The organism is Mesorhizobium sp. M8A.F.Ca.ET.202.01.1.1 (genome assembly GCF_004791595.1).
Lineage (GTDB): Bacteria > Pseudomonadota > Alphaproteobacteria > Rhizobiales > Rhizobiaceae > Mesorhizobium.
In genome coordinates this window covers 762,720-785,350 of the sequence record NZ_SRUN01000001.1, presented here as the reverse complement: position 1 = coordinate 785,350, position 22,631 = coordinate 762,720, and the positions used below count along the sequence as shown (strand labels likewise).

Sequence of the window (22,631 nt, the reverse complement as noted above, 5' to 3'; positions counted from 1 at the left end):
CTATCGAGTACCAACTGTCGCAAATACCAGATGCAGTTTTGGCCGCACTTGGCATAATGCATGAATCTGGTATTTGCGACAGTTGGTACCGGACATGCGCCGTACGACAGTGCGGCGCATGATTCATTTCATCGCCGAGAGATTTAGCCCATGATGCGTCAGTATGAGCTTGTCGAGCGCGTCCAGCGCTACAAGCCTGACGTCAACGAGGCGTTGCTCAACAAGGCCTACGTCTACGCCATGCAGAAGCATGGCCACCAGAAGCGCGCTTCCGGCGATCCCTATTTCTCGCATCCGCTCGAGGTCGCGGCCATCCTCACCGAGATGCACATGGACGAGGCGACCATCGCCGTCGCCTTGCTGCACGACACCATCGAGGACACAACGGCGACGCGAGCCGAGATCGACGATCTGTTCGGCCCCGAAATGGGCAAGCTGGTCGAGGGCCTGACCAAGCTTAAGAAGCTCGATCTCGTCTCCAAGAAGGCCGAGCAGGCGGAGAACCTGCGCAAGCTTCTGCTGGCGATCTCGGAAGATGTGCGCGTGCTGCTGGTCAAGCTCGCCGACCGTTTGCACAACATGCGCACCCTTGATCATATGCCCGAGGCCAAGCGCCTGCGCATTGCCGAGGAGACGATGGACATCTACGCGCCGCTGGCCGGGCGCATGGGCATGCAAGGCATGCGCGAGGAGTTGGAAGAGATCGCCTTCCGCTTCATCAATCCGGAAGCCTACCGCGCCGTCACCGCCCGCCTCGCCGAGATATTCGAGCGCAACAAGGGCGTATTGACCGACATTGAAAAGGCGCTGTCGGCATTGTTTGAGAAGCATGCCATCAACGCCGGCGTGAAGAGCCGGCAGAAGAAGCCATGGTCGGTGTTCCGCAAGATGGAGGCCAAGGCGCTGTCCTTCGAGCAACTGTCCGACATTTTCGGCTTCCGCGTCGTCGTCGACACCGTCGAGGATTGCTATCGCGCGCTGGGTGCCATCCACACCACCTGGTCGATGGTGCCCGGCCGTTTCAAGGACTACATCTCGACGCCGAAGCAGAACGACTACCGTTCGATCCACACCACCATCGTCGGCCCTTCGCGCCAGCGCGTCGAACTGCAAATCCGCACCCGCGAGATGAACAAGATCGCCGAATACGGCGTCGCCGCCCATTCCATCTACAAGGACACCGGTGGCAAGACGAACGGCGCCGGCCATGCGATCTCGAAGGAGACCAACGCCTATGCCTGGCTGCGGCGCACCATCGAGCAACTGGCCGAAGGCGACAATCCGGAAGATTTTCTCGAAAACACCAAGCTGGAGCTGTTCCAGGACCAGGTGTTCTGCTTCACGCCGAAGGGCATGCTGATTGCCTTGCCGCGCGGCGCCACGCCGATCGATTTCGCCTATGCCGTCCACACCGATGTCGGGGACACCTGCGTCGGCGCCAAGGTCAATGGCCGCATCATGCCGCTGATGACGGAATTGAAGAATGGCGACGAGGTCGAGATCATCCGCTCCAAGGCGCAGGTGCCGCCAGCCGCGTGGGAATCGGTCGTCGTCACCGGCAAGGCGCGCGCCGCCATCCGCCGCGCCACCAAGAATGCCATCCGCAAGCAGTATTCGGGTCTCGGCGCGCGTATCCTTGAGCGTGCCTTCGAACGAGCCGGCAAGACCTTCACCAAGGAAAGCCTGAAGCCCGTCCTGCACCGGTTGGCGCGCAAGGACATCGAGGACGTGTTGGCGTCCGTCGGTCGCGGAGAACTGGCTTCCACCGATGTCATGAAGGCGGTCTTCCCTGACTACAAGGACGAGCGCGTCACCCCTGCGGCTCCCAAGCAGCGCGAGGAGGGCTGGTCGAAGATCCGCAACGCCGCCGGCATGCTGTTCCAGATACCTGGCCGGGCCGCGCGCAAGGACAAGGACCAGCCAGGCGCCGGCGCCGTGCCGATCCGCGGCGTGCGCGGCGACCTGCCGGTGCGCTTCGCGCCGGAGGGCGCGGTCCCTGGCGACCGTATCGTCGGCATCGTCCAGCCGGGCACCGGCATCACCATCTACCCGATCCAGTCGCCGGCGCTGCAGGCTTTCGACGACCAGCCGGAGCGCTGGATCGACGTGCGTTGGGACATCGACGAACGCACCAAGGAACGGTTTCCCGCGCGCGTCTCGGTCACCGCCATCAACGCGCCGGGCTCGCTCGCCGACATCGCCCAGGTCGTTGCCTCAAACGACGCCAACATCCATACGCTGTCGATGGTGCGCACCGCGCCCGATTTCACCGAAATGCTGATCGATCTCGAAGTCTGGGACCTCAAGCATCTCAACCGGCTGCTCTCGCAGCTCAAGGACAATTCGAGCGTCAGCGATGCGCGGCGCGTCAATGGCTAGCGATAGCCGATCCATGGGGGACGAGATGAATACCGACGAAGTGCTGGGCATATTCCGCGAGGCTGGCGCTGTTCTGGAGGGTCATTTCATCCTGACGTCGGGCCTGCGCAGTCCGGTCTTCCTGCAGAAGGCACGGGTGTTCATGCATGCCGACAAGACCGAGCGGCTGTGCAAGGCGCTGGCCGAGAAGATCCGCGCCGCGGTGCCGGGCAAGATCGACTATGTCGTCGGGCCGGCGATCGGCGGGCTGATCCCGGCTTACGAAACCTCGCGCCACCTTGGCGTGCCGGCGATCTGGGTGGAGCGGGAAGGGGGCGAGTTTCGCCTGCGGCGCTTCGAGATCGACCAAGGCGCCCGCGTCGTCATCGTCGAGGACATCGTCACCACCGGACTGTCGATCCGCGAAACCATCGATTGCTTGCGCCAACTCGGCGCAGAGGTGGTCGCGGCTGCCTGCATCATCGATCGTTCGGCCGGCAAGACCCATGTCGGCGTGCCGCTGATTGCGCTTGCCGAATACGAGGTTCCAGCCTATCCGCCGGACAGGTTGCCGCCGGAGCTTGCCGCCATCCCGGCCATCAAGCCCGGCAGCCGCAACATCTGAGGAGGAGGTCGCATTGATCGTTGGCATCGATCATTTCGTGCTGACGGTGGCGTCGCTCGACGCAACCTGCGCCTTTTATCAACGCGTGCTGGGCTTCGAACGCGTCGATACGCCGGGCCGGCCGACAGCACTTGCCTTCGGCAACCAGAAGATCAATGTCCACGAGGTCAGCCGCACCTTCGAGCCGAAAGCCCAGTCGCCGACGCCAGGATCCGGGGACTTCTGCCTGATCACCGAGCGGCCGCTCGATGAATTCCTTGCCGGTCTCGAAGCCAATCTCGTGACGGTGGAGCTCGGGCCGGTGGAACGCCTCGGCGCGCGGGGCCCGATGATGTCGGTCTATTTCCGCGACCCGGATGGCAACCTGGTCGAAGTCAGCCAGTATCTGCGGTAGCGTATCGATCATTTGGCTGCGACAATTAGCCGAAAACCGCTTCTCAAATTCGCCGCGATTGTCCGATGTTGGAGGAGACGGACCTTACCAAAATCTGGCGGTGCGGCCACCGCGCGGACGGCCTCCGGTTGTTGTCGGGGTTGCGGATGGCTATATCAAAGTCGCGATTGCCTTCTGGCGACCGTAAAGCGCAAGATATGGTGGTCGAAGCCCGGCTGGAACAGCCGGCGTGTAGGCTGTGAATTGTCGGGAATAGGAAGACAGTGCTTTTTCGTCGCCGCAAGCCTGATGGCCTTTTCGAGCGGGTGCGCACCTATTTGTGGCCGCGCCGTTCGTTTTCGCGCTCGCTTCAATATTTCTCCAAGCGCATTCTGCGGCTGAAGGCCACCCCGCACGCGGTGGCGGCGGGCGTCGCCGCAGGTGTCTTTGCTTCGTTCTTCCCCGTCGGTTTCCACTTCATCATTGCCGCCGTTCTGTGTTGGGTGATCGCCGGCAATCTGGTGGCAGCTGCTCTCGGAGCTGTTTTCTTCGGCAATCCGCTGACCTTTCCGCTCTTGTGGGGCGCATCCTGGGAAACCGGCAAGCTCATCCTGCACGATCGCCTGCCGGCGCATGGCCCGCCGGCGCATCTGGGCGAGATGATGCACACGCTTTCGTTCGCCAAACTATGGCATCCCGTCCTGGAGCCGATGCTGATCGGGGCGGTGCCGCTCGGGCTGGTGTTCGGCCTGGTGTTCTACGGCATCACGCGCTGGGGCATGAATGTCTTCCGCGAACAGAGGCGCAAGCGGCTGGCCGAGCGCGCGAGACGCCGTGAGCATTCGCATCATCCCGGCGGAAGCGTCGGTTCCGCTGCCCAATGATCATCGGCATCGGCAGCGACCTGATCGACATCAGACGCATCGAGAAGTCGCTTGAGCGCCACGGCCAGCGCTTCATCCAGAGGATCTACACCGAGGTGGAGCAGGCGCGTTCGGAGAACCGGCGCGCTCGCGCGGCTTCCTATGCCAAGCGCTTTGCCGCCAAGGAGGCTTGCGCCAAGGCACTGGGCACCGGTCTGGCACAAGGGGTCTTCTGGCGTGACATGGGGGTCGTCAACCTGCCCAGCGGTGCGCCGACCATGGCGCTCACCGGCGGGGCGCTGGCGCGGCTGGAAAAGATCCTGCCCCAAGGCCATCAGGCTGCCATCCACCTCACCATCACGGATGATTTTCCGCTCGCTCAAGCCTTTGTGATCATCGAGGCGGTGCCCGTCGAAGAAGCGCCACATTGATTGCATCTGACGACCGGCATTGACGTTGCCCAGCGCGCGCCGAGACTCTATACCATCCAACGCACAATCGAGGACGACATGAGCGTGGCTGAAAAATCCCAGAAGAAATCCGGCGGGCTTGGCGAAACCGTCAGCGTCATCGTCCAGGCGCTTTTGCTCGCCCTGGTCATTCGCACGCTGCTGTTCCAGCCGTTCTCGATCCCGTCGGGCTCGATGCGGCCGACGCTTCTGGAAGGCGACTATCTGTTCGTCACCAAGTGGTCCTACGGCTACTCCCGCTATTCGCTGCCTTTCGGCCCTGATATCTTCTCGGGCCGCATCTGGGGCTCAGAGCCCAAGCGTGGCGACGTGGTGGTATTCAAGTTCCCGCCGGATCCGTCCGTCGACTACATCAAGCGCGTCATTGGCCTGCCCGGCGACAAGATCCAGATGAAGGATGGCCAAGTGTTCATCAACGGCGTCGGCGTGCCGCGCGTCAAGACCGGCCAGATCGACAATCCCGACATCACGGAAAAGGATTATCCCATCGACGTCTATCGCGAGACGCTGCCCGATGGCGTCAGCTACGACACGCTGGACCTGTCGCCGAACTCGATCGGCGACAACACCCGCGAATTCGACGTGCCGCCGGGCCACTATTTCATGATGGGCGACAACAGGGACAATTCCGCCGACAGCCGCTTCACCGTAGGTTATGTTCCGGCCGAGAACCTGGTCGGCCGCGCCAACCTTGTCTTCTTCTCGATCGCCGGCAAGGCAAGCCCGCTCGAAATCTGGAAATGGCCGTCGCTGATGCGCGCTTCGCGCCTGTTCCATTTCGTCAACTAGGGCCATGGCGGCGCCAAAACGGTTGACCGCCGATGCGCTCGCCGAAGCGCTTGCGGAACGCACGGGCCATGCCTTCGCCGACCGCCAGCGCCTGCAGCGTGCGCTTACCCATGCCAGTGCGCGCGGTGCCAATGCGGGCGCCGATTATGAACGGTTCGAATTTCTCGGCGACCGGGTTCTTGGCCTTGTAGTCGCCGATATGCTGTTGGCTGCCTTTCCCGATGCCGCGGAAGGGGAGTTGTCGCTGCGCCTCAATGCGTTGGTCAATGCCGAGGCGCTGTCTGATATCGCAGAGCATATCGGGCTGCCGGACCTGATCCGTGCCGGGTCGGACGTGCGCGGGCTCGAGGGACGCAAGCGCGTCAACCTGCGCGCCGACGCGTTGGAATCACTGATCGCCGTGCTCTATCTCGACGGTGGTCTGGAAGCGGCCCGCGTGTTCATTCACAAATACTGGCAGCCGCGTTCGCAAGCCTCGGGCGCGGCACGCCGCGACGCCAAGACCGAATTGCAGGAATGGGCGCATCAGGCGGCGGGTGCTGTTCCCGCCTATCAGGTCGACGGCCGGGAAGGCCCCGATCACGATCCGCTGTTTACCGTCAGCGTCAAGGTCGGCGCGTTTCAGCCGGCAACCGGCAGCGGCCGCTCCAAGCGCGAGGCCGAACAGGCCGCCGCCACCGCCCTTCTGGTTCGCGAAGGCGTCTGGGTTCATGAAGGGAGTGCGGCATGACCGCCGAAGACACTGCAGCCGCTCCTGTTACGCATTCCGGCTTCGTCGCGCTGATCGGCGCGCCCAATGCCGGCAAGTCGACGCTGGTCAACCAACTTGTCGGCGCCAAGGTCTCGATCGTCACCCATAAGGTGCAGACGACACGCGCCATCGTGCGCGGTATCGCCACGCACGACAACGCGCAGATCGTCTTTGTCGACACACCGGGCATCTTCAAGCCCAAGCGGCGGCTGGATACGGCAATGGTGACCACCGCCTGGGGCGGCGCCAAGGACGCCGATATCGTGTTGCTGCTGATCGATGCGGAACGCGGCATCAGGGGCGACGCCGATGCCATCCTCGAACGGCTGAAGGACGTGCGCCAGCCGATGGCGCTGATCCTCAACAAGGTCGACCGCGTCAAGCCGGAGGCGCTTCTGGCCCTCTCAGCGGCAGCGAACGAGAAAGTGCCGTTCCAGCGCACCTTCATGGTCTCGGCGTTGACCGGCTCCGGCTGCAAGGACCTGCTCGACTATCTGGCCCAGGCGCTGCCGGCCGGCCCATGGTACTATCCGGAAGACCAGATTTCCGACCTGCCGATGCGGCAACTCGCGGCCGAGATCACCCGCGAAAAGCTCTATCTCAGGCTGCATCAGGAACTGCCCTATTCCTCGCACATCGAGACCGAGAAATGGGAAGAGAAGAAAGACGGCTCGGTGCGCATCGACCAGACCATCTTTGTCGAGCGCGACAGCCAGAAGAAGATCGTGCTCGGCCACAAGGGCGAGACCATCCGCGCCATCGGGCAGGCCGCGCGGATGGAAATATCAGGCATATTGGAGCAGAAGGTGCACCTGTTCCTGTTCGTAAAGGTGCGCGAGAACTGGGGCGATGATCCCGAGCGCTATCGCGAGATGGGGTTGGAGTTTCCTCATTAGGGCATGATCCCGAACAAGAGGGTCTGTTTTCGGGAAAGATCATGGTTGAGGTCACGATCGATGCCGCCTTGGTGCGCCGGCTGATTGCCGCGCAATTCCCGCATTGGAAGAATCTTGCGGTCAGGCCGGTTGATTTTGGCGGCTGGGACAACAGGACCTTTCATCTCGGCGACGAGATGACCGTGCGGTTGCCGAGCGCCGCCGCTTATTCCCTGCAAGTGGAAAAGGAACATCGCTGGCTGCCGAGGTTGGCGCCGCTGTTGCCACTGTCCATCCCCGTACCGCTGGCGATGGGCGTTCCGGCCGAGGGCTATCCCTGGCACTGGTCCGTTTATGGCTGGATCGAGGGCGAGACCGCGAAACGGGAACGTATCGCGGATCTGTCGGAATTCGCGGCGGACCTGGCTCGGTTCCTGGTTGCGTTGAGATACGTGGACGCGACCGATGGGCCAGCGCCTGGGCAGCACAATTTCTTTCGCGGCGGACCGCTGACCGTCTATGACGGCGAGACAAGGCAAGCGATCTCGGCGCTCGGCAACCGCATCGATACCGGCGCCGCCACCGCTGTCTGGGAGATAGCCCTTGCCGCGGCCTGGGAAGGTCCTTCCGTGTGGTTCCATGGCGACGTCAGCCGGGGCAACCTCCTGGTCGAAAAGGGCAGGCTAGGCGCGGTGATCGATTTTGGCACCTGCGGTGTCGGTGATCCCTCCTGCGATCTGGCAATTGCCTGGACGCTTTTCGAAGGCGGGAGCCGGGACACTTTTCGCGCCTGCCTCGCGGCAGATGAGGCGACCTGGGCGCGCGGGCGTGGCTGGGCGCTGTGGAAGGCGCTGATCATCGCCGCCGGCCACATAGACGTCGCCCGGGCCGAGATCGAAGAATCTTGGCAGGTGATCGATGCGGTGCTGATCAATCGCGAGTGTCAGGCGTGAGGGGAAGCGCGTGATGCGCCGACATCGGACGGCGTTGAGTTTCCGATGGATCAAAAAAAGTCACTGCGGCGGGCAACTTCACACGGCCCTTCTGGCGTCGGCGGAGTCCGAGGGATTGGTCAGATTTGATTCAGGGATCTGACGTCGAAAAATAAGTTATCCAATGTTTTTGTTAGAAATCGTATTTAATTACATGAAAATAATAGAATAAATTACAGCATCAGATGAATAAATCAAAAAAATACCCAATTATTACATAAAAATGACAATGTACCATTTGTGCCGATTTGAAAATTGGTCCTGGTGGGTTAGTGTTATTTGTGCAACACAGATTTAATCTGTGGTCTGAATCCGGCATATTTGTGGAATTGTCATTGAAGGCGGAAGATTGGTGGGTATGTTCGCCGCGAAAAGGGGACGCGGTGCGAGCCCTTTTTCATTGTCGGGTGAAGCGGGACAACATATCCGCCAGCCACAATTCAGAAGCCATCTTATTAACTTGACTGGAGAGGTCAGAAATGAACATCAAGAGCCTCCTTCTCGGCTCAGCCGCGGCACTGATCGCGGTGTCCGGCGCGCGCGCCGCGGACGCGGTCGTCGTCGCCGAACCGGAACCGGCCGAATACGTCAAGATCTGTGACGTCTACGGCGCCGGTTACTTCTATATCCCGGGCACCGAGACCTGCCTGCGCATCGGCGGCTATGTCCGCTATGATATCGGCGTCGGCGATTCCGGCTCGTTCGATGGCGTCAACCATGTCCAGGACCATCAGAACGCCAACGACGATCACTCGACCTACTACAAGAACACCCGCTTCACGCTGAAGACCTGGACCGGTCAGGAAACCGAGCTCGGTACCCTGAAGACCTACACCGAGACCCGCTTCAACTACGGCAACTCCTCGGGCGACTATGAAGATTCGGCCAGCACCGATTGGACGGGCCGTAACAAGTCGCTCTCGCTGCGTTTCGCCTGGATCCAACTCGGTGGTCTGCGCGTCGGTAAGGACGATACGGCTTTCGACACGTTCATCGGCTATGCCGGCAACGTCATCCAGGATACGCTGGTGCCCTACGGCGGGCAGGAGAGCAACGTCGTCCAATACTACTTCGACGCAGGCAACGGTTTCTCGGGCATGGTCTCCCTCGAAGAAGGCGCCGGCGTCGTGGGCACCATCGACAGCTATGTTCCGCATGTTGTCGGCGGCTTGAAGTACAAGGGCGACTGGGGTGCGATCACCGGCGTCGTGGCCTATGACAGCAACTACGAAGAAGTCGCTGGCAAGGTTCGCCTTGACGTCAAGGCAACCAACGAATTGTCGCTGTTCATCATGGCTGGCTACGGCACCGACGACAATCTCACCGACGATGCGAACAACGCCATCGATGCACACGGTCGCGGCTTCTACAAACAGTGGGGCGGCAACTGGGCAATCTGGGGTGGCGGCACCTACAAGTTCAACGACAAGACCTCGTTCAACGCCCAGATCTCCTATGACGACTGGAAGAATCTCGGCATCGCCGCGAACGTTGCCTATACCGTTGTGCCCGGCTTTACGGTCACGGCTGAAGTCGATTACCTCAATGCAGGAAAATTCGACGACGTCGACTTCAACAACTGGACCAAGGCCAACAAGAAGAGCAGCGTCGGCGGCATTCTCCGCTTCCAGCGCTCGTTCTAACGGATCGACTGACCTTACCAGACCGCCCGCAGCGTATCGCTGTGGGCGGTTTTTTGCGCGCTGTCCCGGAGCCAGCCCGTCTGAGCACCAGCGCCTCATCTTGATTTCGCCATCCAACGGGTGAAAAGCTCGGGCATGGAATGGCGCGACGAGGGAATCATTCTCGGCAACCGCAAGCATGGCGAAACCAGCGCCATTCTCGAGGTGATGACGCGTGCGCATGGCCGCCATCTCGGCCTCGTGCGCGGCGGCCGCTCACGCAAGCAGCAGCCCGTTCTCCAGCCCGGCAATCGCGTCGATCTCTTGTGGCGCGCGCGCCTCGACGAGCATCTGGGCACCTTCCAGGCCGAAGCGATCGAAATGAATGCCGCCCGGCTGATGGACAGTGCCATCGCCGTCTACGGCCTTCAGACCATGGCGGCGCATCTGCGCCTGCTGCCCGAGCGTGACGCCCATGGCGGCCTCTACGAGGCGCTTTCGGTGATGATCGTCCACCTGGATGATGCCGATGCCGCCGGCGAGCTGGTGGCGCGTTTCGAACTTCTGATCCTTGATGAACTCGGCTTCGGCCTCGATCTCAGCCAATGCGCCGCCACCGGTACAAGGCAGGATCTTGCCTATGTCTCGCCGAAGTCGGGACGCGCGGTGTCGCGTGAAGCCGGCGCGCCGTGGCACGACAAGATGCTGGTGCTGCCCGCATTTCTGCAGCGCGGCTCCGGCATGCGCGCGAACCATGCGGCGATCGCGGACGCCTTCCGCTTGACCGGTTTCTTCTTCACCCGCCATGTTTACGAGCCGCGCGGCATCGATCAGCCTGACGCGCGCGCCGGCTTTCTTGCAGCGCTGCGCAAGCACCACGCGACGCACAAGCCCATCGCCGGAGAGAACGCGGCCGGGGAAATCATCAGATGAGCGAAGTCGAACTCTATCCGGGCCGGGTCTCGCCACTCGGCCTCGGCACCATTCCTCATGCCGACATCCTGAAATACACCGGCCTGGAATTGCTTCAGCGAATCATCGACGGCAAATATCCGGCACCGCCGATCTCCTTCCAGCTCAGCTTCGCCTTGACCGAAGTGTCGGAAGGCCGCGCCGTATTTCGCGGCGTGCCGAGCGAACGCCATCTCAACCCGCTGGGCAGCGTGCATGGCGGTTGGGCGGCGACGCTGCTCGATTCGGCGTTGGGCTGCGCCGTTCAGACGCTGCTCGAAAAGGGTGAGGCCTACACGACGGCCGAGTTCAAGGTGAACCTGACGCGGCCGATCACGCCCAGGACCGGCGAGGTGGTTTGTGAAGGCAAGGTGGTTCACAAGGGCCGCACCCTTGCCGTTTCCGAGGCGACGCTGAAGGACGCCGGCGGCAAGCTGCTGGCTTTCGGTACCGAGACATGTTCGATATTTCCGGCCGCCAATCTGGCGGCACGTTGAGTTTTCAGCCGTTTGGCCGCCGCATTTGAATGTCAGTGAGACGAAATGTCAGTGAAAACTGGCCTGGTTTGGGGGAACCGCCATGTTTGAAAGCCTGATCGGCCTTGTCGCCATCATCGCCTTGTTCGTCATCATTTCGCGCCAGCAGAGCCGGATCGGTCTGATCGAGCGCGAGCTTGGCGCGCTGCGCAGTCTCGTGCTTTCGGGCGTCGTGCCGCCCGTGGTCAGGCTGTCGGACCAGGAGGCGGCCGAGGGCAAGGCGCACACGTCATCGGTGGCCGCGCCCGCGGCCGACATCGCCCCGGCAGCAATCAGCGATCCGGCACCCGCGATGGTACAGGCCATGGAGGTGGAAATCCCGGCCGGCGAGAGTGTGCCCGGTCCCTGGAGCGCGCCCGAGGCAGCACCGGAAACGCCGGAGGTCGTGCCGGCCGCGGCCGCCCAGGCCGCCCGGCAGTCCGATGTCGAAACCGCGCTCGGCACGCGTTGGGCGGTCTGGGTCGGCGGCATCGCGCTTGCTCTCGGCGGCTTGTTCCTGATCCGCTACACCATCGAGGCCGGCATTTTCGGACCCGGCGTGCGGCTCACCATGGCGGCCGTGCTCGGGTTGGTGCTGGTCGCCGGCGGCGAGTTCATTCGCCGCACCGGCTTCAAGGTGCCGGTGCAAGGTGTTGCCGGCGCCTATATTCCGGCGATTCTGACGGCGGCCGGTGCCTTCATCCTGTTCGGCACCGTCTATGCCGCCCATGGCGTTTACGGCTTCATCGGCCCGGCTCTTGCCTTCACGCTGCTCGGTGCGATCGGTATTGCGACCATCGCCGCCGCGCTCGTCCATGGCCAGGCGCTGGCTGGCATCGGTCTTGTCGGCGCTATGGTGACCCCGGTGCTGATCGCTTCGCAGGCGCCCAATCCCTGGGCATTGTTCGGCTATCTCGCCATCGTGCTCGCGGCCACCGGCGTCATCGCCCGCATGCGCGACTGGCAAGCGCTGATGGCGGCCGCCTTTTTCGGCACCGGCATCTGGACCATCCTCTACATGACCGACGCACCGGGCGCGGACCTTTCCGCCATCCTGTTCATCGACGCCGTCACGCTGGCCGTGCTGGCTCTTGTCTGGCTGAGCGGTCGCGGCGGCGAAGCGGAAGCTCCGGAAAGCGGCTTCGACTGGCCATCGATCGTGCCGGGGGCTTTCATCGCGTTTTCGGCGCTCGGCCTGTCGGTCGACGCGACATTTGTCGCGGCAGGCTATGCCTTGCCGGGCGCCTTGGTTCTGGTCGCCCTTGTCGCCACCGCATTTTTCCGGCCGCGCGCGGCGCCGCTGCTGCACGCCGCTGGGCTGGTGACGGTGATGATCCATCTCGGCATCATTCCGCCCACCACCATTGGCTCCGATTTCTCCCAGGGCAATCTGGGCTTTGACGGCTTGCCGGTGGCGGCCGGAAATGCCTTGACGCTGCCTATCGGTATTGGCCTCGGCTTTGTCTTCCTTGCCGCCGGCTTGTGGGCCGCGCGCCGCTTTGCCGCCTCGGTGTGGATCCGGGCAGCCTCGTGGGCAGCATGGGGCGTCATCGCGCCTCTGGTCATCCTGCTGGCGCTCTGGCTCACCTTCGGCAATCTCGACCGTGATTTTGCATACGCCGCGGTCGCGGCCCTGCTGGTCGTGATCCTCGCCGCCGGCGGCGAATGGATCGCGCGGGCCGAGGAACCACCGTTCAAGGGCGGTGCCGCAGTGTCCTTTGCCTTGGGCGGCGCAGCAGTCGCCGGCCTCCTGATGCTGCATATGGCTTTTGATTCCGGCTGGACCACCACCTTGCTCGGCGCCGCGGCGATCGTGCCGGCGCTCGCCACGCGCTGGCGCTCTTATCCTGTGCTCGGCTGGATTTCAGTCGCCGCCGTCATCACGGTGCTTGGCCGCGTCGCCTTCGACCCGACGATTGTCGGCGCCGGGTTCCTGTCAACGACACCGGTCTTCAACTGGTTGCTGCCAGGCTATGGCGTGCCGGCGCTCGCCTTCGGCTTCGCGGCCTGGCAACTCGCCCACACCACCAATGGCCGACCGCGCCTCGCCATGGAGGCCGCGGCGGCACTGTTTGCGCTGCTCACGCTCGCCATGCTGGTGCGCCACGCCATGCATGGCGGCGTCATCAACGGCGATGCGCCGACGCTTGCCGAACAGGCGATCTACACGCTGATCGCCATCGGCGCTGGTGCCATCCTGATCGCCATCGACCGGCGCTCGCCAAGCTCGGTGCTGCGCTATGGTTCGATGGCGGTGGGCGTGGTCTCAGTCGCCTTCGTCGTCATCCAGCATTTCCTGGTGCTCAATCCGTTGTTCACCGACGAATCGACCGGTCGGATCCCGGTTTTCAATCTTTTGTTCCTGGCCTATCTCCTGCCGGCCGTCGCCGCTGGCGGCCTGGCGCTCTATAGCAGGGGCAAGCGGCCGAAATGGTATTCGGCCATGCTGGCGCTGGTGGCGGCGCTGCTTGCCTTCGCCTATGCCACGCTCTCGGTGAGACGCCTGTTCAAGGGCGAGTTCATTGGCTTGTGGAGCGGCCTTGGCCAGTTGGAGACCTATACCTATTCGGCACTCTGGCTGGTGATCGGCGTGGCGCTGCTCACGGCTGGCGTCTGGCTGAAATCGCAGGTGCTGCGTATCGCTTCGGCCGGGCTGATCGCGGTCGCCGTGCTCAAGGTCTTTCTCTTCGACATGTCCGAACTGGAAGGTGTGCTCAGGGCGCTATCCTTCATCGGCCTTGGCGCGGTGCTGATCGGCATCGGCCTGTTCTATCAGCGGCTTTTGACGCGGGCGGCGAAGGAAAAAGGCTAATCGCCCGCGAATCATTGGGTTTTCTTGCCGGTCGGGAATAAACCGGCAGCAGCCAGCGTTATCTCGTTGCTTGGGTGACCGGAGCGGCGGTCCGCTTCGCGCTGGCCGCTTGCGCCGTGCCGGGAAGGCGCGTTCAATCGGAATCAACAAGGGCGACCTCAGAACCAGCGGTCATGGACGAAAAGAAGGCAGCAATCCTTGGCGAAATACCGCGCCTGCGCCGCTACGCACGCTCGCTTCTGCGCGACCGTGATTCTGCCGACGACCTCGTTCAGGACTGCCTCGAGCGCGCACTGTTGCGGCTCGACAACTGGCAGACAGGAGAAAGCCCCAGGAGGTGGCTGTTTACGATCATGCATCATTTGTTCATCGACCAGATGCGCAAGGTGAACCGCCGCGGCGAAGCGGCGATGCTGCCGCTCGAGGCGGGCGAGGCGGTTGCCCAGCCGCCCGAACAGTTGGAGGGCATTGCTTCGCGCGAGATCATCAACGCATTGCAGGCGATCAGCCCCGATCGCCGCGCGGCCCTGGTCATGGTCGCCATCGAGGGCTTTTCCTATGCCGAAGCCGCCAACATTCTGGGTGTGCCCGCGGGCACGCTGATGTCGCGCATCGCGCGTGGGCGTGAGGAACTGCGGGGGTTGCTGGACGACACAGCGCGCCGCCGCGCCATAAGGATCGTCGAGAAATGATCCGCCGCGATTTTTCCGAACGGGACATCCACATGGCGCTCGACGGCGAACTGCCGGCCGATGAGCGTGCCGCCTATGATGCCTGGCTCGATGCCAATCCGGAGATGAAGGCGAGGAGCGTCCGCTTCACCGCCGACCGCGAGGCATTGCGTGCCGCCTTTGCCGGCGTGCTGGATGAGCCTGTTCCCGCGCGCTTGCGCAAGGTGGTGCTCGGCGAAGCGCCTGTTAAGGCAGCGGTGCCACGCTCGCGCTGGTGGCTTGCCGCCGCCGCGGCGGTGCTTCTGACCACGGGCGGATTTGGCGGCTACTTTGCAGGCATCGGTGGCCTCGGGCAGGAGGATCCGGCGGAGGATCGGCTCGCCGAACAGGCGATCGCCGCCCATGTCATCTATGCCGCCGAGAAGCTGCATGCGGTGGAAGTGCCGGCCAGCGACAAGGATCATTTGCAGACCTGGCTGTCCAACCGGGTCGGCCTGAAGCTGGTGGCGCCGGATCTGAGCGCGAACGGGTTCCAACTGGTTGGTGGCCGGTTGCTGCCGGCCGGTGAAAGCAAGGCGGCAATGCTGCTCTACGAAGACGACAAGGGCGAGCGCATATCCCTCTTCGTGACGGCGGAATCGACGGAGAATGCCAAGGGTACCTACGCTTCGGCTCAGGACGGTCCGCAGGCCGTCTATTGGCTGGACAAGGGCTATGGCTGTGCCGTCGTCGGTTCGCTGCCGCGCGAGCAATTGGCGGCCGTGGCCAAGAGTGCGTATGGGCAGCTTCTGGCCGGTCTCGCCAGTTGAGCCGGCGGCGATCTCGGCTTGAAACAGCGATTCCGTTCAAAGCTTGTCAGCTTCCCTGCCGCCGCGGAAACTGTCACAATTCGGCCCTAATCAAGGAGCGATAGCGCTTGATGAATACCGGCGCTTCGGCCGGTGTTTGCGACGCTTTGACTGGGGCCGTTTCCGCAACGCAATCGAGGTTTTCTCAAGCCGCATGCCTGCCGAGATCCGCACGGCCCGCGCGTCTGACGTCGATGACCTCGCCGCCATCGAGAAAGCTGTGTTCTCGAGCGACCGCATTTCCCGCCGCTCCTTCCGCCAGTTCATCGAGCGCGAGACCGCCGAGACGCTGGTCGCCGAAATCGATGGCCGCGTCGGAGGTTACGCGATCGTGCTTTTTCGCAAGGGCAGCGGCGTGGCACGGCTCTATTCCATAGCCGTCGGACCGTTTTTCGGCGGGCTCGGTATAGGCCGCCAATTGCTGTCCGCGGCCGAAGAGGCAGCCTTCGAACACGGCCGCATGATGCTGCGTCTCGAAGTGCGCGAAGACAATGGCCGTGCCATCCGCATCTACGAGCAGGGCGGATACCGCAAGATTGGCCGGGAGCCGGGTTACTACGAGGACGGCGCGACGGCGCTGCGCTATGAAAAGACCCTGCGCGGCGACCTTCCGGTCGCCACCAGGGTGCCATTCTATCAGCAGACCTGCGAGTTCACCTGCGGTCCATGCTGCCTGATGATGGCCATGGCCAATTTCGATCGTGGCTTCGTACCCGACCCGGTGATGGAAATCCGACTCTGGCGCGAGGCGACGACCGTCTTCATGATGTCCGGGCCGGGCGGCTGCGAACCATTCGGTCTGGCTGTCTCGGGGTATGAAAGCGGGCTCGCGGCGGAAATCTTTGTTTCCTTCTACGGCGCGTTGTTCCTGCAATCGGTGCGTAGCGAGGACAAGCGCCGGATCATGGAATTGGCCCAGGTCGACTTTCGCCGCCGAGCGGAACTTTACGGTATCCCGGTGAATTACCGTCCGTTCACCATCGACGATATCAGGGCGGCTCTCGCCGGGGGCAAACTCGTGCTGGTGCTGATCAGCGGCTTCCTGATGTTCGGCAAGAAGGTGCCGCATTGGGTGCTGGCCATCGGCGATGATGGCGACCATATTCTGATCCACGATCCGTGGGTCGAGGATGAAAGGCAGGAAACCATCCTTGATGCCGCCAACATTCCCGTGCCTTACGGCATCTTCATGAACATGGCGCAGTTCGGCCGCGACGGACTGCGTGCCGCCATCACTTTGGGAAAGAGATAATGACCTGGGTCATTCTTACCGGCAGGCAAAGCGATCTCGACCAGGTGGCGACACCGCACAAGATCATCACCAATCGCGACTATCTCGCGCATCCCTCTCTGTTCCGCGGCCAGCGGCCGAAGGTCATCAACCTGTCGAACAATTACGGCTACCAGAGCCGCGGCTATTATGCGTCGCTGCTGGCGAGCTCGCGCGGCCACAAGGTCATCCCGACCGTCGAGACGATGATCGACCTGTCGGAGCGCAAGCTCTACGAGCACGCCTTGCCGGAACTGGAACTGGCGCTCAACAAATGCCGCAAGGACCTCGGCGGCGTATTTCCGGCGAAGGTCTGCATCTTCTTCGGCATCGGCCCGTCCAAGGTCTGGGACCGTTTTGCCAAGCTGTTGTTCGACTGGTTCCGGGCGCCGGCGCTCGAAGTCCACATCAAGGACAGCGCCGAATGGGCCTCGATCCGCAAGATCGGCTTCCACCCGCTGGCGCGGATGACCGAGGACGAGGAAAAAAGCTTCATCCAGTGCCTGGAGACCTACACCAACCGAGAGTGGCGCGACACCAAGGGCCGGACGCCGGCGCGCTACACCTTCGCCACGCTGGTCGATCCGCATGAGGAATTGCCGCCGTCGGAAATCTCCTCGCTGCGCTACTGGGCCAAGATCGCCGAAAAGATGGGGGTCGAAATCGAGCCCATCACCAGGAAGGATCTCGCCAAGCTCGCGAATTACGACGCGCTGTTCATCCGCGAGACCACCTCGATTTCCAATCACACCTATCGTTTCGCCCGCCGCGCCCAGCAGGAAGGCATGCCTGTCATCGACGACCCGCTGTCGATGATCCGCTGCACCAACAAGGTCTATCTCAACGAACTGATGGCCTACAACAAAGTGCCGGTGCCGCCCACGGTGATGATCGCCGGCGCCTCTGATCTCGAACTCGCCGCGCAGACGCTGGGTTTTCCCCTGGTGTTGAAGATCCCGGATTCGTCGTTCTCGCGCGGTGTCAAGAAATGCGCCAATTTCGAGGAGCTGAAGACGCTTGCCACCGAATGGCTCGAGGATTCCGATCTTCTGATCGCGCAGAAATTCATCCCGACCGAATATGACTGGCGCGTCGGCGTGCTCGGCGGCCAGCCGCTGTTTGCCGTGCACTATCTGATGGCCAAGAAGCATTGGCAGATCGTCAACCACAAGGCCAATGGCAAGCCCGACCAGGGCGGCATCAAGACCTTCACGCTGAAGGAGACGCCGTCTCATGTCGTCGAGACGGCGGTGAAGGCGGCGCGCTGCATCGGCGACGGCCTCTACGGTGTCGACCTCAAGGAGACCAAGGACGGCGTCTTCGTCATCGAGGTCAACGACAACCCCAACCTCGACCATGGCTGGGAGGATTCCGGCGAGAAGGACGAAGTCTGGGTGCGGTTGACGCAGTGGTTCCTGGAGCGGCTGGACAGGCCGGGGCGGTAATCAACCGAGGGAAGAGATGCTGTTCATCGTCATCGAGGATTTCACCGGCTGCGACCGCAAGGAAATCTATCGCCGGTTCCGCGACCGGGGCCGCCTGAAGCCGGAGGAGCTTGTCGTGCATCATAGCTGGATCGCGGCCGATATGAGCCGCTGTTTCCTGCTGGTGGAGGCCGATGATGTCACGCTCCTGCAGCGATGGGTCATCGAATGGGCTGATCTGGTCGAGTTCGAGATCGTGCCCGTGGCGACCAACAAGGACATGGTGGTGGCCTTGAGCGGGCACCTCTAGCCATCGCCCTCCTGGGTCAGCGCAGCGCCGGGGAGTCCACGGCGCGCCGGCATTCATCGATCAGCCAAGCGCGGAACGCGGCCACGACATCGCGCCTTGCGCTTCGCTCCGGGACAGTCAGGCAGTAGGGCTGTCGCAGGGCGATTGCGCTCGCGGCGGGCCGCACCAGCCTGCCGTCCTCCACCGCCTCGGCACAGTAAATCCCTTGCGCCAGCGCCACGCCCAACCCCGAAATCGCGAGGTCGAGGGCCGCGCGCGACGAATTGGCCGACAGGCCGCGCCGCAATGCCCGCCCAGATTGGGCATTCGTCGCCTCGAACCAGTTGCGCCAGGACGGAAACGAAGCACCGGTCGGCCCCCAATCCGTGTGGATCAGCGGCAGCCCGGCGAGCGGCTCGCCGCCTGCCTTGATCATGCCGGCAAGCTTTGGCGCGCAGACCGGATAGACGGCGTCCCTGGCAATGTCCTCGGTCGGATGTTCGCGATAGTGCGGGCCGTAGGAGAGCCTGATGTCGATCAGTTCGCGGTCGAACGGCACCGGGTCGTCATCGCCCCGGAGCGATATGTCGGCGGCGTCATGGCTTGCGACGAAGCCGGCCAGACGCTGCGAAAGCCAGCCCATGGCCATGGATGGCGGCACCGATACGACCAGACGCGGGCGGAATGCATCGCCGCCCAGTTCGCGCGAGACGCTGCCGATCTCCTGGAAAGCCACGGTCAGCCGCGGCAACATTTCCACGCCGGCCTCGGTGAGGACAACGCGCCGGTTGACCCGCTGAAACAGCTTGCGGCCCATCTGCTCCTCCAAGGTGCGGATAAGCTGGCTGACGGCGGCAGCCGAGACCGAAAGCTCTTCCGCCGCCGCGGCAAAGCTGCCCGTACGTGCGGCGGCTTCGAAAGCCTGGAGCCCTTTCAGGGATGGGGATGTGACCATGATCGCCAGATAGATAAGCTTAGCTTATCCAAATCGCAGGAATCGTTGTTTTTGGAAAGCTTTTTCGCCGACTAGAGTGGTCTTCATCAATCTCCAGCCTGGATCGAGGCCGATGGACCATCGCGACATCATCGCGTCACTGACGACAGAAGAGCGCAATCGCCTGACGGCCAAATCCGATGTCGCGGGCCTGTTCCAGTTCGGCGCTCACTTGGGTGCGATTGTCATCATTGGATCGCTGATCGCGGCCAAGGTGCCGTTCTGGCCATTGCTGATGCTGCCGCAAGGCATCCTTATCGTGTTCCTGTTCACGCTGCTGCATGAGTCGGTTCACCGCACGGCTTTCAATACGCAGCGGCTGAACGACGGCGTGGCGCGGCTGTGCAGCCTGGCCATCGGGCTGCCCGCCGACTGGTTCCGCTACTTCCACTTCGCTCACCACCGGTACACGCAGGATCCGGAAAACGATCCCGAGCTTGCCTTCCCGAAGCCTGAGACCTTGCGGCAATACATTGTCCACGTCTCGGGCCTGCCGGTGTGGTGGGGGCATTTAAAGACGCTGTACACCAATGCGCGTGGGGACTGCCACGATAGCTATGTGCCGCCAAAGGGCCTGTCCAAAGTGCGCGCCGAGGCACGTGCGATGATCGGGTTCTATGTCGTGGTCCTGGCGCTTGCCATCTGGTTCGAGGCAACGGTGCTGTTCTATGTCTGGATCTTGCCGGCTCTGCTCGGACAGCCATTCCTGCGGCTTTATCTGTTGGCCGAGCACGGCCGCTGCCCGTTCGTCGCCAACATGCTGGAAAACACCAGGACGACGCTGACCAATTGGGCGGTGCGCAAGCTGGCCTGGAACATGCCGTTCCATGCCGAGCATCATGCCTATCCCGGCGTGCCGTTTCACCAATTGCCGCGGTTTCACGCGCTGATCGAGCGGCACCTGAAGGTGGTCGAGCCCGGCTATGTCAGCTTCCACGAGAAATACCTGGAGACGCTGCGCTGACCTTGCGCCGATGCGTTAGCCGGTCTGGCTGCGCGGCGCACGCGCTTTCAACAGACGCTGGATGTCAGCCGCCTTCGACGGCACGCCGATCAGATAGCCTTGCGCCTCGACACAACCGTTGTCGCGCAGCATGTCGAGTTGCCTCTCGGTTTCGACGCCCTCGGCGGTGACGACGATGCCAAGTTCGGTGCCGAGACCGATGATAGAGCGGACGATCGCCGCCGTGTCGCGATTGCCCATGTCGCGAATGAATGATCGGTCGATCTTGATCTTGTCGACCGGAAAACGCCTGAGGTAGCCGAGCGAGGAATAGCCGGTGCCGAAATCGTCCAGCGCGATGCGGATACCGAGCTCACGCAACTGGCGCAGCGTTTTCAGCACGGCCTTGCTCTCGTCCATCAGTACGGTTTCGGTGATTTCCAGTTCCAGCTGTCCGGCCGGGACGCCGGAAAAAGCCAGCGCCGAGATGACGGCGCGGGCAAACCCGCTGCTTTTGAGCTGCACCGCCGAGACATTGACCGCAATGCGCAAACCCGGCGGCCAGCTTGCAGCCGTCGCGCAGGCTTTCCTCAGCGCCCATTCGCCAAGCGGCACGATCAGCCCTGTCTCTTCGGCGACGGGAATGAAGTCGTCCGGCGCCACCTTGCCGCGCGCCGGCGAATGCCAGCGCATCAAGGCCTCCGCGCCGATGATCTCGCCCGAGGCGATGTTCATGATGGGCTGGAAATCGAGATCGAACTCCTGGCGCGGCAGCGCGGTCTCCAGGTCGACTTCAAGCGCCCGCCGGGCCTGCACGGCGGCGTCCATTCCAGGTTCGAAGAAGCGATAGAGGTTTCGCCCTTCGCTCTTCGCCCGATAGAGCGCCGTGTCGGCGTTCTTCAGCAGCGTGTCGGCGTCACGGCCATCGGCGGGGAAAACGGCGATGCCCAGGCTGACGCCGACATGCATCTCGCGGCTCTTGTCGCGAAATGGTTTTGCGATTGCCTCGACGATGTGCTTCGCCAGTTTCTCGGCATCGGCAATGCCCACGGAGTTGGATTGGATGACGACGAACTCATCGCCGCCGAAACGGGCGATCATGTCCGCATCGTCGCGCAGGCAACGCTGCAGTCTTTCGGCCACTCTCTTCAACAGCCAGTCACCGGCAGGGTGTCCCCAGGTGTCGTTCACAGCCTTGAAACGGTCGAGGTCGAGCGAGAAGATCGCGAGCGGCGTAGCGGCCACATCCTCCAGCGCATGGTCGAGCCGTTCGCGAAACATCGATCGGTTGGGCAGCCCAGTCAGCGTGTCGTGATGCGCAAGATGGATCATGCGCTCTTCGGCCAAACGGCGTTCCGTGACGTCGTCGAACGTCGCCACCCAACCGCCGCCACTCATCGGCTGGCGCACGACCAGAATCGTCCTGCCGTCGGCGAGATGGCGATACGTCGAATGCATTTTTCCCGCCCGCCGGCAGGCTTCGGTCTTGGCGACTTCGCTGTCGACGTCGATCTTCGTGTAGATGCCGAGTTCCAGCAATCGTTCGAGGGCGTCGCGGTGCGTCGTTCCAAGCGGGAAGTCGGCCGCCGTGACATTGTACAGTTCCAGAAAACGCCCGTTGCGCACGATCATCTTGCCGTCGGCGTCGTACATCAGCAGGCCTTGCGACATGTTGGCGAGCGCGGCGTCGAAGCGGCGATGCTGCTCCTTGAGATCCTGCTCGGCGCGCCGCTGTTCGGTGATGTCCTCGTAGATCGAGACCCAGCCGCCCGAAGCCAGCGGCCGGTGCGAGATAAGGATGATGCGGCCGTCCGACAGGATTTCCTCGTAGGCCGAAGGTTTCGCCTGGTCGATATAGGGCTTGCGGATGGCGTAGAGCTCGTCGGCGCTTTGCGAGGCGACGCCGAGGTCGACGCTATGCCGCAGGATGTCGATGAAGCGGATGCCTGGCCGCATCACCTTGGCATCGAGGTGGAAGATGTCGATGTAGTTGCGGTTGCAGATGATCATGCGTTCATCGGCGTCGAACATGCACAGGCCATGCGACATGTTTTCGACAGCGGCTGAAAAGCGTTCGTTCTGCTCGCGCAGCTCATCTTGCATGCGGCGAGGGCGTTCCACGCCTCCGGCCGCCCGTTCCGGGCCGACCGAACCATCCTTGACATCCACGACGGGCATGAGGCGCCCCTGCGGTGC

The 22,631-nt window shown here is 62.8% G+C and carries 21 protein-coding genes; 19 read left to right on the top strand and 2 right to left on the bottom strand.

Annotation, left to right across the window (positions count from 1 at the left end):
• Positions 1-150: 150 nt before the first annotated feature.
• From EN845_RS04195 to EN845_RS04110, 18 genes are all read left to right on the top strand, one after another.
• Positions 151-2,379 (top strand): bifunctional (p)ppGpp synthetase/guanosine-3',5'-bis(diphosphate) 3'-pyrophosphohydrolase, encoded by a 2,229-nt coding sequence (locus tag EN845_RS04195; protein WP_127276205.1) that lies wholly within the window; start codon positions 151-153, stop codon positions 2,377-2,379.
• Positions 2,380-2,404: 25 nt separating this feature from the next.
• Positions 2,405-2,983 carry an orotate phosphoribosyltransferase gene (gene pyrE, locus EN845_RS04190; RefSeq protein ID WP_127276208.1) on the top strand — a complete coding sequence of 193 codons (579 nt, stop codon included), beginning with the start codon at positions 2,405-2,407 and terminating at the stop codon, positions 2,981-2,983.
• A 13-nt stretch (positions 2,984-2,996) separates the two neighbouring features.
• Entirely contained in the window at positions 2,997-3,377 is a 381-nt protein-coding gene (locus tag EN845_RS04185) for a VOC family protein (RefSeq protein ID WP_167531192.1), read from the top strand.
• A 263-nt stretch (positions 3,378-3,640) separates the two neighbouring features.
• On the top strand, positions 3,641-4,240 hold the full coding sequence (locus EN845_RS04180) for a DUF2062 domain-containing protein (protein ID WP_127276212.1): 600 nt from the start codon (positions 3,641-3,643) through the stop codon (positions 4,238-4,240).
• On the top strand, positions 4,237-4,650 hold the full coding sequence (gene acpS, locus EN845_RS04175) for a holo-ACP synthase (RefSeq protein WP_127276214.1): 414 nt from the start codon (positions 4,237-4,239) through the stop codon (positions 4,648-4,650). Before EN845_RS04180 ends, acpS begins: the two co-directional genes overlap by 4 nt.
• A gap of 78 nt (positions 4,651-4,728) precedes the next feature.
• Positions 4,729-5,478: a signal peptidase I gene (lepB, locus tag EN845_RS04170; protein ID WP_027144187.1), complete on the top strand. Its 750-nt coding sequence runs from the start codon at positions 4,729-4,731 to the stop codon at positions 5,476-5,478.
• Positions 5,479-5,482: 4 nt separating this feature from the next.
• Complete coding sequence (gene rnc / locus EN845_RS04165; protein ID WP_127871381.1) at positions 5,483-6,208, top strand: ribonuclease III; 726 nt, start codon at positions 5,483-5,485, stop codon at positions 6,206-6,208.
• Complete coding sequence (gene era, locus EN845_RS04160; RefSeq protein WP_127276219.1) at positions 6,205-7,125, top strand: GTPase Era; 921 nt, start codon at positions 6,205-6,207, stop codon at positions 7,123-7,125. The genes rnc and era overlap by 4 nt, the downstream gene beginning before the upstream one ends.
• 41 nt (positions 7,126-7,166) lie before the next feature.
• Positions 7,167-8,057 (top strand): aminoglycoside phosphotransferase family protein, encoded by an 891-nt coding sequence (locus EN845_RS04155; RefSeq protein ID WP_167531193.1) that lies wholly within the window; start codon positions 7,167-7,169, stop codon positions 8,055-8,057.
• Between the two features lie 518 nt (positions 8,058-8,575).
• Positions 8,576-9,739 (top strand): porin, encoded by a 1,164-nt coding sequence (locus tag EN845_RS04150; protein ID WP_127276222.1) that lies wholly within the window; start codon positions 8,576-8,578, stop codon positions 9,737-9,739.
• Between the two features lie 135 nt (positions 9,740-9,874).
• Complete coding sequence (gene recO, locus EN845_RS04145; RefSeq protein ID WP_135906785.1) at positions 9,875-10,651, top strand: DNA repair protein RecO; 777 nt, start codon at positions 9,875-9,877, stop codon at positions 10,649-10,651.
• The gene (locus EN845_RS04140; protein ID WP_127871384.1) at positions 10,648-11,166 is read left to right on the top strand and encodes a PaaI family thioesterase; all 519 of its coding nucleotides are present in this window, start codon (positions 10,648-10,650) and stop codon (positions 11,164-11,166) included. Before recO ends, EN845_RS04140 begins: the two co-directional genes overlap by 4 nt.
• An 82-nt stretch (positions 11,167-11,248) precedes the next feature.
• Positions 11,249-13,996, top strand: a complete 2,748-nt coding sequence (locus EN845_RS04135) for a DUF2339 domain-containing protein (protein ID WP_127871385.1) — start codon at positions 11,249-11,251, stop codon at positions 13,994-13,996.
• A 173-nt stretch (positions 13,997-14,169) separates the two neighbouring features.
• Positions 14,170-14,688, top strand: a complete 519-nt coding sequence (locus EN845_RS04130; protein WP_127276227.1) for an RNA polymerase sigma factor — start codon at positions 14,170-14,172, stop codon at positions 14,686-14,688.
• Positions 14,685-15,476, top strand: a complete 792-nt coding sequence (locus EN845_RS04125) for an anti-sigma factor (protein WP_127871386.1) — start codon at positions 14,685-14,687, stop codon at positions 15,474-15,476. Before EN845_RS04130 ends, EN845_RS04125 begins: the two co-directional genes overlap by 4 nt.
• Before the next feature lie 193 nt (positions 15,477-15,669).
• Entirely contained in the window at positions 15,670-16,767 is a 1,098-nt protein-coding gene (locus EN845_RS04120; protein WP_127871387.1) for a peptidase C39 family protein, read from the top strand.
• On the top strand, positions 16,767-18,230 hold the full coding sequence (locus EN845_RS04115) for a RimK family protein (RefSeq protein ID WP_127280355.1): 1,464 nt from the start codon (positions 16,767-16,769) through the stop codon (positions 18,228-18,230). Before EN845_RS04120 ends, EN845_RS04115 begins: the two co-directional genes overlap by 1 nt.
• Positions 18,231-18,246: 16 nt before the next feature.
• Positions 18,247-18,519 (top strand): DUF3303 family protein, encoded by a 273-nt coding sequence (locus EN845_RS04110; RefSeq protein ID WP_127871388.1) that lies wholly within the window; start codon positions 18,247-18,249, stop codon positions 18,517-18,519.
• 16 nt (positions 18,520-18,535) lie between these two features.
• Here the strand turns inward: EN845_RS04110 and EN845_RS04105 are convergent, their stop codons facing one another.
• Complete coding sequence (locus tag EN845_RS04105; RefSeq protein WP_127871389.1) at positions 18,536-19,453, bottom strand: LysR substrate-binding domain-containing protein; 918 nt, start codon at positions 19,451-19,453, stop codon at positions 18,536-18,538.
• A 112-nt stretch (positions 19,454-19,565) separates the two neighbouring features.
• On the opposite strand from EN845_RS04105, the gene EN845_RS04100 reads away from it, so the two are divergent.
• A complete protein-coding gene (locus tag EN845_RS04100; protein ID WP_127871390.1) occupies positions 19,566-20,456 on the top strand; it encodes a fatty acid desaturase family protein in 891 nt (296 codons plus the stop codon).
• Between the two features lie 15 nt (positions 20,457-20,471).
• On the opposite strand, the gene EN845_RS04095 is transcribed toward EN845_RS04100, so the two are convergent.
• A complete protein-coding gene (locus EN845_RS04095) occupies positions 20,472-22,613 on the bottom strand; it encodes an EAL domain-containing protein (RefSeq protein WP_127871391.1) in 2,142 nt (713 codons plus the stop codon).
• Positions 22,614-22,631: the final 18 nt, after the last annotated feature.